The organism is Occultella gossypii, assembly GCF_019947135.1.
GTDB classification, from domain to species: domain Bacteria; phylum Actinomycetota; class Actinomycetes; order Actinomycetales; family Beutenbergiaceae; genus Occultella; species Occultella gossypii.
The window spans coordinates 65,114-77,787 of sequence record NZ_JAGSHT010000010.1; the positions used below are offsets into that span (position 1 = coordinate 65,114).

Sequence of the window (12,674 nt, forward strand, 5' to 3'; positions counted from 1 at the left end):
ACCCGCAGGTCACGCGCTCACGTGGACGGCGGGTACTCCTGGTGCCCGTCCTCGACCACGTCGAACTCCTCCGGATGCTTGCGCAGGTGCAGCAGCGCCGCCACCAGCCCGCCCCAGACCAGGAGCAGGGCCACCACCAACATCACGATCGCCGCAGCACTCATCGCGACTCACCTCCCTCGACGAGCAACGACTCGTCCTCGACCACCCCGCGTCGCCACGGGATGAGACTGACCAGCACGGCGATCACGATCAGGCCGATCGCCACGCCCCAGCCGAACACCGCCACGTAGCCGGCCGGCATCTCGCCGTAACCCTCCCGGATCCGGGTGACCACCTCGCTGATGAACATGTAGCCGAGCACGAGCGGGGTGACGACCCCGAGCAGGATGAACCAGGTGCGCCCGATCTTGAACGAGGACACCGAGTTGACGTGCCTGGCGAGCTCGGGGAACTTGCGCAGGCCCCAGCCGATGACGATCACGCTAACCAGCGCGGCACCGACGATCCCGAAGTTGTTCGCGAAGTTGTCCACCACGTCCAGCAGGTTGAGCCCGGTGGTGGTGGGGAACAACGCGACCGAGACGACCGCCATCAGCCCACCGGCGATCAGCACGGACTTCGTGCGGCTCCAGCCGAGTTTGTCCTCCACGCCCGCGAGGACCACCTGCACGATCGACACGAGCGAGGTGATCCCGGCGAGGACCAGCGAGAGGAAGAACAGCACCCCGAACAGGCTGCCGCCGGGCATCGTGGAGATGATCGCCGGGAACGCGATGAACGCGAGCCCGATCCCGGACTCGGCCACGTCGGCGACCCCGACTCCGCTGGCCTGGGCCATGAACCCGAGGGCCGCGAACACCCCGATGCCGGCGAGGATCTCGAAGCCGGAATTGGAGAACGCCACCACCAGGCCGGAGCCGGTCAGGTTCGACTTGCGCTTGAGGTAGGAGGCGTACGTGATCATGATCCCGAAGCCCACGGACAGCGAGAAGAAGATCTGGCCGTAGGCGGCGATCCACACCTGCGAGTTCGTCAGCGCCTCCCAGTTCGGCGTGAACAGGGCGTCCAGGCCGAGCATCGCGCCGGGCTGGCGCAGCCCCTGGATCACCATGACCACGAAGATGACGATCAGCACCGGGATGAAGATCTGGGCGAGCCGGGCGATGCCACCCTGGACGCCGAGCCGGTGCACCACGAGGGTGAACAGCCAGATGATGATCAGTGGGATGCCGACCGCCGGCACCCAGGACCCGCCGAGGGTGAACTCCCCGCTCTGCTGCAGGAAGTCGCCGCCGAAGAAGCCCCCTGGGTCATCGCCCCAGGCCTGGTTGATCGAGAAGCCGGTGTAGCGGACCGCCCACGCGATCACGACCGCGTAGTAGACGGCGATCACGAAGCAGATCCCCACCTGCCACCAGCCGATGGACTCCGCGGCCCCGCCGAGTCGGCGGTAGGCCAGCGGGGACGACGCCCGGAACCGGTGCCCGATCGCGTAGTCCAGGAACAGCAGCGGGATACCCGCGGTGAGCAACGCCACCAGGTACGGGATGATGAAGGCGCCGCCGCCGTTCTCGTAGGCCACGTACGGGAACCGCCAGATGTTCCCCAACCCGATGGCCGACCCGACGGCAGCGAAGATGAACGCCCGCCGTCCCTTGAATTCTTCTCGTGCCTGCTCCACGTCATGCTCCCTTGCACTCGATGGTTCGTTGCCGGGCCCCCGGCCCTGGAATCAGCCGGCCCCGTCGATCCGCCCCGCGTCACCCTCGGGCACATCCTGCACGTCATGCACAACGGAAACGCTGCCCGTGACGGTACTCACCTTCACGAAGCTTGTCCCGGCGCCGCGCGGCTCGGAGACCGATGTGGACGACGGGCCGGAACCGCCGCGGCGGTCCACGCCGTCGACGACGACCGGCGCGCTCACGCCGTGCACACTCAGGTCCAGGCCGACGTCCGCCGCGAGCGTCACCGCGATCGCCGCCGACACGCCGGTCACCGAAACCACGGACGACGGCGTCGTCGGGGACACGGCGACGTCACCTGAGACCGTGGTCACCGACAGGCGGGGCACTGCCCCGCCGACGAACGTGGTGCCGGTCGCGGTGGTGACGTTGGCCGGTCCGGTGTGCTCCTGGATCACGATCGGACCGGACGCGGTGCGTACCGTGACCGAACCGGTGGTCCGTTCGGTTCGGACCGGCCCGGACGCGCTGTTGACGGTCAGGTCCTCGGCCACGTCCGCGACGGACACGGCCGCACCGACCGTGGCGGCGGTGACCCGGATCCCGGGGCCGACGGCGATCCGGACCCGGGCGCGGTCGTCGGCGGTGAAGGACGTGAGCCGCTTCAGCCAGCCCTCCCAGCCGATCGAGGGGTAGCCGATGGTCAGGCGCCCGCCATCGGTGGCCACCTCCAGGGGTGCCCCGTCCACCTCGTCGACGTCGATGTGCAGGCCGGGCTCGGCTCGGGCGACGACCTCCGCGCCGCCCTTGATGAGCTGGACACGGACCTCCGTGACGCCGTCGGACCCGCCGATCTCGATCGACTCCGGCCCGGTGATGATCCGACTCGTTGCTGCCATGTGCTGAGCTCCTCGTGATCGGTTGCGTGGGCTTACGTGCTATCGGGTGAGGACGACCTTGCCGAACGCGGCACCCGAGGCGAGCCGCTCAAAGGCGGTGCGGACCGCCATCGAGCCCGTGTCGTCGTCGGTGAAGTCGTGGACGGAGTCGATGACCGGACGGATCCCGGCCGCGACCATGGCGTCCCGGACGGCCGTGAGCTCGGCGAGCGTGCCCATCGTGGTGCCGATCACCCTCAGGCTGCGGAAGAACACCCGGTTCAGGTCCGCGGACGGTGCGGGCCCACTGGTCGCTCCCGCGACGGCGATCACGCCACCGGGGCGAAGCGATCGCAGGGAGTGGCCCCACGTGGCCTCGCCGACGGTCTCCAGCACGGCGTCGACGGGGGCGATGCGGGTGCCCGAGGTGACCGCGTCGTGGGCGCCGAGCCGGCGGGCTCGGTCGAGCTTGCCCTGGTCCCGGGAGGTGACGGTGACGTGCGCACCGCCGAGGCGGGCGAGCAGGATCGCCGCGGTGGCGACGCCGCCGCCGGCGCCCTGGATGAGCACCCGCTGGCCCGGGGTGACCCCGGCGGCGGCGTACAGCATCCGGTAGGCCGTCAGGTACGCCGTCGGCAGGCAGGCGGCCTCGGCGAAGCTCCACTCGGCGGGCTTGTCGACGACGTTGCGGACCGGGACGTGCACATACTCGGCGCAGGTGCCGGGGTGCAGTTCGGACAGCAGGGTCCGTTTCGGGTCGAGCGTCTCCTCACCGGTCCAGCCCGGTGCGGTGATCACCGAGTGCACGATGACCTCGCGCCCGTCGTCGGTGACCCCGGCGGCGTCGGTGCCGAGGATCATCGGCAACCGGTCCGCGGGCAGGCCGACCCCGCGCAGGCTCCACAGGTCGTGGTGGTTCAGCGCGGCCGCGCGCACCCCGACCCGCAGCCAGCCGGCCGGCGCCTCGGGTTCGGGCAGGTCGGCGACCTCGAGCCCGGCCAGCGGGTCCTCGGGGTGCTGACTGGCGGCATAGGCGCAACGCATCGCCTCACCCTAACCACTTGCCCCCGACCACGCGTCCCGGCCGCGATCGTGACCAGATCGTGCCCACCGGTTTCCTTGACAGCACTCGCCCGTAGGACCAGCATGAAACGGCTGGCGGTCAGCGATGACCGTGCCCCGGGATGCGCCCCACGACCGACGGAGCATCTAGCGCCCCTGAGGGCACGTGCGCGTCACCCGCCGTTGAGGAGTGGCCCAGTGGTGCGGAACCCCGTCCCCGGCCGAACGGTCGGCCGAACTCGGATCCCCTGCGGCATGACGTCCTCCTGCCTTCTGCGACGAGCCCTCGGGCGGCGCCGCGGCAACGGCTCATCCATGGATCCATCCCGTCGGTGATCCGGCGGGCGGGCACAGGAGTCAGATATGAGAGCGACAAGAGGTCAGTTCCGGGTAGTCGTCGTCGGCGGCGCGGCCCTCGCCCTGGTCCTCGCCGCGTGCGGGGGCGGCGAGGAGGACGGCGACGGCGGTGAGGGCGGCGGTGACGAGGAGCTGAGCGGCACCGTGAGTTTCATCGGCTCCTGGTCGGGCGACGAGCAGGACTCGTTCCTGGCCATGGTGGCGCCATGGGAGGAGGAGACGGGGGTGACGGTGGAGTACACCGGCACCCGTGACCTGAGCCAGCAGCTGACGACCGGCATCGCGTCCGGGAACCTCCCGGACATCGCCGGGCTTCCGGGGCCCGGTCCGATGAACGACTGGTATGGCCAGGGTGCCCTGCAGCCTCTCGACTTCGTCGATTTCGACACCTACTCGGGCGCGACGCCGGAGGGTTTCGCCGACCTGGGCATGAGTGAGGACGGCACGCTGATCGGTGTCTTCACGAAGGCCGCGGTCAAGGGGCTGATCTACTACAACACCGCGGTCTGGACCGCGGAGCCGCCCGCGACGTGGGCGGACCTGGAGACCGCGGCCGGTGGCCTGGCCACCGGCGAGACCGCCCAGTGGTGCGTCGGCCTCGAGTCCGGTGCGACCTCCGGCTGGCCGGCGACCGACTGGATCGAGGACATCGTCCTTCGGCAGGCCGGCCCGGACGTCTACGACCAGTGGGTCGCGGGCGAACTGGCGTGGTCCGCGCCGGAGATCACGGCCGCGTTCGAGACCTTCGGCAGCGTGCTCGAGAACTCCTACGGCGGTTCCGACTACATCGTGAACACCGCGTTCGGCCGCGGCGCCAACCCGATGTTCGAGGACCCGCCCGGTTGCGTGCTGCACCACCAGGCATCCTTCATCACCGACTTCTTCGTCAACGAGGCCGGTGCCACGCCCGAGCAGTTCGACTTCTTCCCGTTCCCGGACATCGACCCGCAGTACACCGGCGGCGTCACCGGCGGCGGCGACCTCATCGGCATGTTCAACGACACGCCGGAGGCCCGCTCCCTGATCGAGTACCTGCTCACCCCGGAGGCGCAGCAGATCTGGGTCGAGCGGGGCGGTTTCATCTCCGCCAACTCCGGGGTTCCGCTCGACGTCTACCCGGACGAGACGTCCATGCGCTCGGCGGAGATCCTGCAGAACGCGCAGACGTTCCGGTTCGACGGCTCCGACAACATGCCGGCGGCGATGAGCGACGCGTTCAACCGTGCCATGGTCGCGTTCGCCCAGAACCCGGGCGACCTCGACTCCATCCTGGCGGGCCTGGACGAGACCCAGACGGACGCCTACGCCGCCGACTGAGCGATCGGCCGGTGGCGGCTCGGCCGCCACCGGCCGGTGCGGAGGGAGATCCACGTGCTCGTCGACCTGTTCGAGAACCGGCTGGCGCTCGCCCTGATCGTCGTGCTCGGCGTCCCGGCCGTCCTCGTGCTGTACATCGTCGCCGTCGAGGCGCTCCTGACGAGGGTGTCCCGGCGGGTCTCCGCAGCCGTCCGACCCTGGCTGTGGCTCGCCCCCGCGCTCGGCTTCCTGGGCGTCTTCCTCGTCTACCCCACTCTCGCCACGATCTACCGCAGCTTCCAGAACCGGCGCGGTGACGCGTTCAGCGGACTCGAGAACTACGTATGGTTCTTCACCCGCAGCGACACGCTCATCGCCCTGCGCAACAACGTCCTCTGGGTCCTGCTGCTCCCGCTGCTGGTGGTCGCTCTCGGGCTGGGCATCGCGGTACTCGTGGACCGGGTCAGGTACGAGGTGGTCGTGAAGTCGGTGGTCTTCCTGCCGATGGCGATCAGCTTCGTCGCCGCAGGGGTCATCTGGCGCCTCATGTACGACCTCAACCCGAACACCGGGACGCTCAACGCCGCCCTCGACCTCGTCAACGGACCCCGGGTGGCGTGGCTCAGCACCTCGCCGATCAACAACCTCATGCTGATCCTCGTCGGCGTCTGGATGTTCACCGGGCTGGCGATGGTCATCCTCTCGGCCGGGCTCAAGGGCATCAGCGCAGAACTGCTCGAGGCCGCACGCATCGACGGCGCGAACGAACGGGAGGTATTCCGGTTCGTCATCCTGCCGCTCCTGGCCCCGACGATCGCCGTCGTGGCCACCACCGTCATCATCTTCGCGCTGAAGACGTTCGACATCGTCTACGTGATGACGAACGGCAACTTCGAGACCGACGTCATCGCGAACACGATGTACAAGGAACTCTTCGCGAACGGCCAGCAGGGCCGCGCGGCGGCGGTTGCCGTCGTGCTCCTGCTCGCGACCGTGCCCGTGATGATCCTCAACGTGAAGCGCTTCAAGCAGCAGGAGGAGGTGCGATGACTCAGGCACCCATCGCCGTGGACCTGCCCACGCAGGAGCCCGCGGGCGGCAGGCGTGGCAAGAAGCGCCGCCCCGGCTCCGTGCTGCACGTGGTGCTCACAATCATCATGCTCATGTGGGCGGTGCCCACGCTCGGCCTGTTCGTGGCCTCCTTCCGCACCGCGGAAGCCACCAACGCCTCCGGCTGGTGGACCGCGATCATCCCACCCTGGGAATTCACGTTCGGCAACTACGACTACGTCCTGAACCGGGCCGGCTTCTGGGACTCCTTCGTCAACAGCCTGTTCATCACGATCCCGGCGACCGTGCTCGTCGTCATGGTCTCGGCGTTCGCCGCATACGCGTTCGCCTGGATGCACTTCCCGGGCCGCAACGCGATCTTCGTCGTCGTGGTCGGGCTGCTCGTCGTACCCCTCCAGGTGACCCTCATCCCGGTCCTGGCACTGTTCCGCGACGCATCCCTGGGCGGCTACGAGCTCAACGGCACGATCATGGCGGTCTGGCTCGCACACACCGGCTACGGCCTCCCGTTCGCGGTCTACCTGCTCCGCAACTACGTCGGTGGGCTGCCGCGATCACTGTTCGAGGCCGCCGAGATCGACGGCGCCGGACACGCCACCATCTTCTTCCGGCTGGTCCTGCCGATGAGCGTCCCGGTCATCGCATCCCTGGTCATCTTCCAGTTCCTGTGGGTCTGGAACGACCTCCTGGTCGCGCTCGTCTACCTCGGACCGGTACCCGCCAACCACCCGCTCTCGGTGACCCTGGCCAACCTCACCACGAACTTCGGCGGGAACTGGCAGTTCGTCACCGCGGCCGCGTTCGTCTCGATGGTCGTCCCGATCCTCGTGTTCTTCGCCCTGCAGCGCTACTTCGTGCGCGGCATCACCGGCGGCGCCGTCAAGGGCTGAGGCGGGCGACACCAGCTCCGGAGCCGCCTGAACCCTAGGCCTCGAACCAGCCTCGCGGGCGGTTGGCTACCGTCGGAGCGTCGATCGCGGGGCCAGGGGCGGCCCAACCGACGGCGTTGGCCAGCACCCGCCGCACCTGCGGGTGGTGGTAGACCGGGTACTCCTGGTCCCCGGGACTGAAGTAGAAGATCCGGCCGTTGCCGCGGCGGAACGTGCACCCGCTGCGGAACACCTCACCGCCGGTGAAGGAGCTGATGAAGACCAGTTCCTCCGGGGCGGGGATGTCGAAGTACTCCGAGTACATCTCCTGCTCGGGGATGTCGATCGGGTTCGGCACGCCGGCCGTGATCGGGTGCCCCGGGGCGACGGTCCAAACCAGTTCCCGGTCCGCCTCGTTGCGCCAGCCGAGCGAGCACGTCGAGCCCATCAGATCGATGAAGATCTTCGAGAAGTGGGCAGAGTGCAGCACGAGCAGCCCCATGCCGGCCAGGACCCGGGCCCGTACCCGCGCCACGATCTCGTCGCTGACGTCCCCGTGCGCCGCATGCCCCCACCAGGTGAGCACGTCGGTCTCGGCGAGGACCTCCTCGGTGAGGCCGTGCTCGGGCTGGTCCAGGGTGGCGGTGCGGACCACGGCGCCATCGCCGAGGTGCTCGGCGATGCCCTCGGCGATGGTGGTGTGCATGCCGTCGGGGTAGATCGCCCGCACGGACTCATCGCGGTGCTCGTGCACGTTCTCGCCCCATACGGTGACACGGATCGGCTGGATCGGCTGGTTCGGCTGTGGCATGGGTCTCTCCAGGGATGTCTTGGGGTTCGGGCGATGGCGTGGGTCGGGGTCAGTCGGCCTCGACGGCGACCTCACGGCCCTCGAGGGCCGAGCGGTAGCACGCGTCGATGATCCGGGCCCGGGTGAGGGCGTCGCGGCCCACGTGCGCGGACCAGTCGCCGCCACGCACCGCGTCGACGAACTCCCGGACGACAGCGAGATGCCCCTCCCCCTTCGTGACGGCGGGCCGGACCTCGGCGGGCACGCCCGCGACGTCGGTGTAGATCCGCAGGGTGTCGGAATGGGTGTAGTTCTCGACGTCGACCACGGCGCCGCCGTCGCTGCCGAACAGTTCGACGCCGAAGTTGTCGCCGGGCCGGCGGTAGCTGGCCCAGCTGGTCTCCAGCAGCAGGGTGGCGCCGCCCTCCAACCGCAGGAACGCCGTCGCCAGGTCCTCGACGCCGTAGGCGGCCGCGACCTGCGTCTTGCCGACGTCCACCCGCCCGCCGAGGCCCCGAGGGCCGAGTTCGGCGAACGTGGACGCGGAGACGCTGAGCACCCGCGGCTCACCGAGCAGGAACAGGGCCATGTCCAGCATGTGCACGCCGAGGTCGATCAGCGGCCCGCCGCCGGCCATCTCGGCGTCGGTGAACCAGCTGCCCATGCCTGGGATCCCGTTGCGGCGGCGCCAGTGCGCCTTCGCGTAGTAGATCCGCCCGAGCGCGCCCGCGTCGATCTGGTGCTTGAGCACGTCCACGTCCCCGCGGCGGCGGTGGTTGAACGCGATGTGCAGGACCCGGCCGGCGGCAACGGCGGCGTCCACCATCCGTTTGCCCTCCTCGGCGGTCCGGGCGAGGGGCTTCTCGCAGAGCACGTGCGCGCCGGAGGAGAGGGCGGCCACGGTGACCGGCTCGTGCAGGTACGTCGGCGTGCCCACGCTCACGATGTCCAGGTCGTCGCGCGCGACGAGGTCCTCCCACCGTTCGTAGCGGTGCTCGACGCCGTGGCTGTCGGCGAGCTGGTGAAGCCGCTCGGTCTCGAGCCCGGCGAGCGCGACCACCTCCACGCCGGGGATCTGCTGGTACGCGGCCAGGTGCGTCGAACCCGCGAATCCGAGCCCGACCACCCCCACCCGCAGCGGTGTCGGTTCCTGAGACAGTGACATATCGCCTTCGTACGATCGGGATGTGGATCACGGGCCGGGCGCCACCCTAGCGGCCACGGCCGCACGAGGCGACCACCCGCCGTCGGGCATCGAGAAGTTGACCCGGCAGCGGCCGGAACCGTCCCGCCCGGGCGACCACCCGCCGTCGGGCATCACGGCGTCGGAGCCACCTGCCCAGGTGTGGGACCATGGACGGCGGAGACTGGCATTCCGCCACAGTCGGTATCGAGGAGACAGTCATGAGCAAGCGCGGTCGCAAGCGCAAGGCCCGTCGGAACAGCGCCGCCAACCACGGCAAGCGTCCGAACGCCTGAGCGTCGGCAAGCCCGAGCGCCGAGTGACACCCCGCGGTGTCCTCGGCGCTTTCTCGTTCCCGGGCATCGGCGAGTAGTCGCCCGGGCCTCGGGACCGACCCGGGAACCGGCGGTCTCGAGGCGTCCGGGACCACCTCGGCGTGCGAGACCGGCCGCGAGCCACCTGAGCCGGCCGGCCCGGCCTCAGTCGGAGGTGGTCGTGGTCCGCAGCAGCGAGAGCTGCGTCATGACGCGCATCCGCAGTGCGTCCGGCGCCACCTCGGCACACGAGCGCTTCAGCACCACCCGCAGCTCGGTCTCGGCGCTCACGGCCTGAAGGCACGTCACGCACTCATCGATGTGGGCCCGCAGCCGGACCAGGTCCAGGTCCGGCAGCTCGGAGTCCACGTACTCGTACAGGTGCTCCAGTGCCTCTTCGCACCGGCACTCACCCGTGTTCGGGCGGTCCTGGTTCATACCTTCTCCACCTTCATCCCCAGCGAGCGCGCGTGCTCGGCGAGCAACTTGCGCAGTTGGGCGCGCCCTCGGTGCAACCGTGACATCACGGTACCGATCGGCGTTTCCATGATCTCGGCGATCTCCTTGTAAGCGAAGCCCTCCACGTCGGCCAGGTACACGGCCAGGCGGAAGTCCTCCGGAAGCTCTGCGAGCGCGTCCTTGATCTCACCGTCACCGAGCGAGTCCAGCGCCTCGGTCTCGGCCGAGCGCAGCCCGGTCGAGGTGTGCGACGCGGCCCGGTGGATCTGCCAGTCCTCGACGGTGTCCGCGTCCGACTGGAGGGGTTCGCGCTGCTTCTTGCGGTAGGTGTTGATGAACGTGTTCGTCAGGATCCGGTACAGCCACGCCTTGAGGTTCGTGCCGGGCTTGTACTGGTGGAACGCGGCGTAGGCCTTCGCGAACGTCTCCTGGACCAGGTCCTCGGCGTCGGCGGGGTTGCGGGTCATCCGCAGCGCGGCGCCGTACAACTGGTCGAGGTAGGGCATCGCCTCGTCCTCGAACCGTCGGTCCCGGGCGACCTCGTTCTCATCCTCGGGTGCCCGGTCGGTGTTCTCTGTCATCGGGGTCGAGCCTAGTCTGCCTGTGGCACGCCGCAGTCCGGGCCGGCGGACCCCCGCGGGACCACTCGGCGACGGCCGCGTCGACGCGGCCGTTCGGGGACACGGAGCCGTGGCTCGGTGCTCGGTCAACTCGGCGCTCACAACCTCCTCAACCACGCCGGGCCGCCGGTCATTCCAGCAGGGCTTTCCACTAGCACTCGCGGGGCATCTGCGGTAGTCATGGATCATGAATCCTCTGCGCCTGCTCGCCCGTCCGCTCCTCGCCTCGGTGTTCATCGTGGACGGCCTGGACGCCATCCGGAACGCGGACAAGCACGCCGAGAAGCTCGAGCCCTACGACAAGCCGATCCAGGCGATCGGGGAGAAGGTTCCGCAGCTGCCCACCGACGCGAAGACGCTGTCCCGGATCACCGGTGCGGTGACGGTCGGCGCCGGGGTCCTGCTCGCCACCGGGAAGGCCCCGCGGCTGGCTTCGGCGGTGCTCGCGGCCATCACCGTGCCGGTCACGGTGGTGCGCTACCCGTTCTGGACCTCCAAGGGCGAGCAACGCCGCGCCGACACCACCGCGTTCCTACGCAACCTCGCCCTGGTCGGTGGCCTGCTGATCGCGGCCGAGGACCGGGTCGGCAAGCCCTCGCTGGGCTGGCAGTGGCGCAACTGGCGCTCGCACCGCAGTGAGCTGGCGGACGTGAAGGCGGACCTGACCAGGGCGAACGTGAAGGCCCTGAAGTCCGACGTCAAGGCCACCACCGCGGATCTGCGGGCCAAGATCTCGTCCTGACCCCCCGGTAGGCTGGGCGGGTGCCGACTCTCACCGCCCCCTGGCCCGCTCCCGTCGCGACCCGACCACTCGACGCCACGGTGGTGGTCCCGGGCTCGAAGTCCCTGACCAACCGGGCCCTCCCGCTGGCCGCGCTCGCGGTCGAGCCGACCCGGATCACCGGCGCCCTGGTCTCCCGGGACGCGGACCTGATGATCGGCGCCCTGCGTGCGCTCGGCACCGGCATCGAGGCCTCCGACGGCGGAACCACCCTGGTCGTGACGCCGGCGGTCCTTCGTGGGCCGGCCGAGGTGGACTGCGGCCTTGCCGGCACGGTGATGCGGTTCATCCCGCCGATCGCCGCGCTCGCCGACGGTCCCGTGCGGCTCGACGGGGACGCCGGTGCCCGGGTCCGTCCGATGGGCCCGGTGCTGCGCGGCCTGGCGGCGCTCGGCGTCCCGGTCACCGGTGCGGACCCCGACACCGGCGAGACCCTCGACGACCCGGCGTACCTGCCGCTGACGGTGCACGGGACCGGCTGGGTGCTCGGTGGCGAGGTCGAGATCGACGCCTCCGGCTCGTCCCAGTTCGTCTCCGCGCTGCTGCTCGCCGCGCCCCGGTTCGAGGCGGGCCTGACCCTGCACCACGTGGGCGAGGTGCTCCCCAGCCAGCCGCACATCGACATGACGATCGCGGCCCTGCGCGAGCGGGGCGTGAACGTCGACGACGCCGCGCCGGGCAAGTGGCGGGTGGAGCCGGGGCCGATCTCCGGCGGCGATGTCATCATCGAACCGGATCTGTCCAACGCGGGCCCGTTCCTCGCGGCCGCACTCGCCGTGGGCGGTACCGTGCGGGTGCCGAACTGGCCGACGGTGACCACCCAGCCCGGTGCGCTGCTCCCGGGCCTGCTCGAGCGCCTCGGGGCCACGACCGCCGTCGTCGACGGAGTGCTCTCGGTGACCGGCACCGGCACGGTGTACCCGGTCGACATGGACCTGAGTGCCGCCGGCGAGCTCGCTCCGACGATCGCGGCCCTGGCTGCCCTGGCCGACGGCGAGTCCCGGCTGCGCGGGATCGCGCACCTTCGGGGGCACGAGACGGACCGGCTCGCGGCTTTGGTCACGGAGATCCGGCGGCTCGGTGGGTCCGCCGAGGAGACCGAGGACGGGCTGATCATCCGCGGCGGCGGCCTGCACGGCGCCGAGGTGGAGACCTACCACGACCACCGGATGGCGACGTTCGCGGCCGTGGTGGGCCTCACGGTCGAGGGCGTGCGGGTCGTGAACGTGGCGACGACGGCGAAGACGCTGCCGGACTTCACCACGATGTGGTCCCACCTCCTCGGGCCGTCCGGCAGGGCGTAGGC

Annotated in this window: 14 protein-coding genes; 6 read left to right on the plus strand and 8 right to left on the minus strand. The window is 70.1% G+C overall.

Features of this window, described 5'->3' with window-relative positions; genetic code table 11:
* Window positions 1-17: 17 nt before the first annotated feature.
* From KCQ71_RS09290 to KCQ71_RS09305, 4 genes are read right to left on the minus strand one after another with little or no spacing between them, the layout of a single operon-like run.
* Window positions 18-164 carry a methionine/alanine import family NSS transporter small subunit gene (locus KCQ71_RS09290; RefSeq protein WP_223405112.1) on the minus strand — a complete coding sequence of 49 codons (147 nt, stop codon included), beginning with the start codon at window positions 162-164 and terminating at the stop codon, window positions 18-20.
* Window positions 161-1,684 (minus strand): sodium-dependent transporter, encoded by a 1,524-nt coding sequence (locus KCQ71_RS09295; RefSeq protein WP_223405114.1) that lies wholly within the window; start codon window positions 1,682-1,684, stop codon window positions 161-163. The genes KCQ71_RS09290 and KCQ71_RS09295 overlap by 4 nt, the downstream gene beginning before the upstream one ends.
* Window positions 1,685-1,735: 51 nt before the next feature.
* Window positions 1,736-2,587: a DUF4097 family beta strand repeat-containing protein gene (locus KCQ71_RS09300; protein ID WP_223405116.1), complete on the minus strand. Its 852-nt coding sequence runs from the start codon at window positions 2,585-2,587 to the stop codon at window positions 1,736-1,738.
* Between the two features lie 39 nt (window positions 2,588-2,626).
* Window positions 2,627-3,610, minus strand: a complete 984-nt coding sequence (locus tag KCQ71_RS09305) for a zinc-binding dehydrogenase (protein ID WP_223405118.1) — start codon at window positions 3,608-3,610, stop codon at window positions 2,627-2,629.
* A 381-nt stretch (window positions 3,611-3,991) separates the two neighbouring features.
* On the opposite strand from KCQ71_RS09305, the gene KCQ71_RS09310 reads away from it, so the two are divergent.
* Genes KCQ71_RS09310 through KCQ71_RS09320 form a run of 3 tightly spaced genes read left to right on the plus strand, consistent with a single transcriptional unit; the run spans window position 3,992 to window position 7,242 of the window.
* Window positions 3,992-5,302 carry an ABC transporter substrate-binding protein gene (locus KCQ71_RS09310; RefSeq protein WP_223405120.1) on the plus strand — a complete coding sequence of 437 codons (1,311 nt, stop codon included), beginning with the start codon at window positions 3,992-3,994 and terminating at the stop codon, window positions 5,300-5,302.
* A gap of 54 nt (window positions 5,303-5,356) precedes the next feature.
* Window positions 5,357-6,331 (plus strand): carbohydrate ABC transporter permease, encoded by a 975-nt coding sequence (locus KCQ71_RS27590; protein ID WP_223405122.1) that lies wholly within the window; start codon window positions 5,357-5,359, stop codon window positions 6,329-6,331.
* Window positions 6,328-7,242, plus strand: a complete 915-nt coding sequence (locus KCQ71_RS09320) for a carbohydrate ABC transporter permease (protein ID WP_223405124.1) — start codon at window positions 6,328-6,330, stop codon at window positions 7,240-7,242. The genes KCQ71_RS27590 and KCQ71_RS09320 overlap by 4 nt, the downstream gene beginning before the upstream one ends.
* A 34-nt stretch (window positions 7,243-7,276) precedes the next feature.
* Here KCQ71_RS09320 and KCQ71_RS09325 read toward each other — a convergent pair whose 3' ends face one another.
* Window positions 7,277-8,032, minus strand: a complete 756-nt coding sequence (locus KCQ71_RS09325; protein WP_223405126.1) for a ThuA domain-containing protein — start codon at window positions 8,030-8,032, stop codon at window positions 7,277-7,279.
* Between the two features lie 49 nt (window positions 8,033-8,081).
* Entirely contained in the window at window positions 8,082-9,176 is a 1,095-nt protein-coding gene (locus KCQ71_RS09330; protein ID WP_223405128.1) for a Gfo/Idh/MocA family protein, read from the minus strand.
* Window positions 9,177-9,415: 239 nt separating this feature from the next.
* On the opposite strand from KCQ71_RS09330, the gene KCQ71_RS27885 reads away from it, so the two are divergent.
* A complete protein-coding gene (locus tag KCQ71_RS27885; RefSeq protein WP_372454003.1) occupies window positions 9,416-9,490 on the plus strand; it encodes a 50S ribosomal protein bL37 in 75 nt (24 codons plus the stop codon).
* Between the two features lie 183 nt (window positions 9,491-9,673).
* Here the strand turns inward: KCQ71_RS27885 and rsrA are convergent, their stop codons facing one another.
* Complete coding sequence (gene rsrA / locus KCQ71_RS09335; protein ID WP_223405130.1) at window positions 9,674-9,946, minus strand: mycothiol system anti-sigma-R factor; 273 nt, start codon at window positions 9,944-9,946, stop codon at window positions 9,674-9,676.
* Window positions 9,943-10,704, minus strand: a complete 762-nt coding sequence (locus KCQ71_RS09340) for a sigma-70 family RNA polymerase sigma factor (RefSeq protein WP_372453980.1) — start codon at window positions 10,702-10,704, stop codon at window positions 9,943-9,945. Before KCQ71_RS09340 ends, rsrA begins: the two co-directional genes overlap by 4 nt.
* Window positions 10,705-10,774: 70 nt before the next feature.
* Between KCQ71_RS09340 and KCQ71_RS09345 the strand changes: the two genes are divergently transcribed.
* A complete protein-coding gene (locus KCQ71_RS09345) occupies window positions 10,775-11,329 on the plus strand; it encodes a DoxX family protein (RefSeq protein WP_223405134.1) in 555 nt (184 codons plus the stop codon).
* A gap of 20 nt (window positions 11,330-11,349) precedes the next feature.
* Window positions 11,350-12,672, plus strand: coding sequence for a 3-phosphoshikimate 1-carboxyvinyltransferase (aroA, locus tag KCQ71_RS09350; RefSeq protein WP_223405136.1), 1,323 nt, complete (start codon window positions 11,350-11,352; stop codon window positions 12,670-12,672).
* The last annotated feature ends 2 nt before the right edge of the window (window positions 12,673-12,674 follow it).

Excerpts from the sequence above, each read along its gene's own strand:
- KCQ71_RS09290 (WP_223405112.1), bottom strand. The coding sequence starts at position 164 with ATGAGTGCTGCGGCGATCGTGATGTTGGTGGTGGCCCTGCTCCTGGTC.
- KCQ71_RS09300 (WP_223405116.1), bottom strand. The coding sequence starts at position 2,587 with ATGGCAGCAACGAGTCGGATCATCACCGGGCCGGAGTCGATCGAGATC.
- KCQ71_RS09305 (WP_223405118.1), bottom strand. The coding sequence starts at position 3,610 with ATGCGTTGCGCCTATGCCGCCAGTCAGCACCCCGAGGACCCGCTGGCC.
- KCQ71_RS09310 (WP_223405120.1), top strand. The coding sequence starts at position 3,992 with ATGAGAGCGACAAGAGGTCAGTTCCGGGTAGTCGTCGTCGGCGGCGCG.
- KCQ71_RS09320 (WP_223405124.1), top strand. The coding sequence starts at position 6,328 with ATGACTCAGGCACCCATCGCCGTGGACCTGCCCACGCAGGAGCCCGCG.
- KCQ71_RS09325 (WP_223405126.1), bottom strand. The coding sequence starts at position 8,032 with ATGCCACAGCCGAACCAGCCGATCCAGCCGATCCGTGTCACCGTATGG.
- KCQ71_RS09330 (WP_223405128.1), bottom strand. The coding sequence starts at position 9,176 with ATGTCACTGTCTCAGGAACCGACACCGCTGCGGGTGGGGGTGGTCGGG.
- rsrA (WP_223405130.1), bottom strand. The coding sequence starts at position 9,946 with ATGAACCAGGACCGCCCGAACACGGGTGAGTGCCGGTGCGAAGAGGCA.
- KCQ71_RS09345 (WP_223405134.1), top strand. The coding sequence starts at position 10,775 with ATGAATCCTCTGCGCCTGCTCGCCCGTCCGCTCCTCGCCTCGGTGTTC.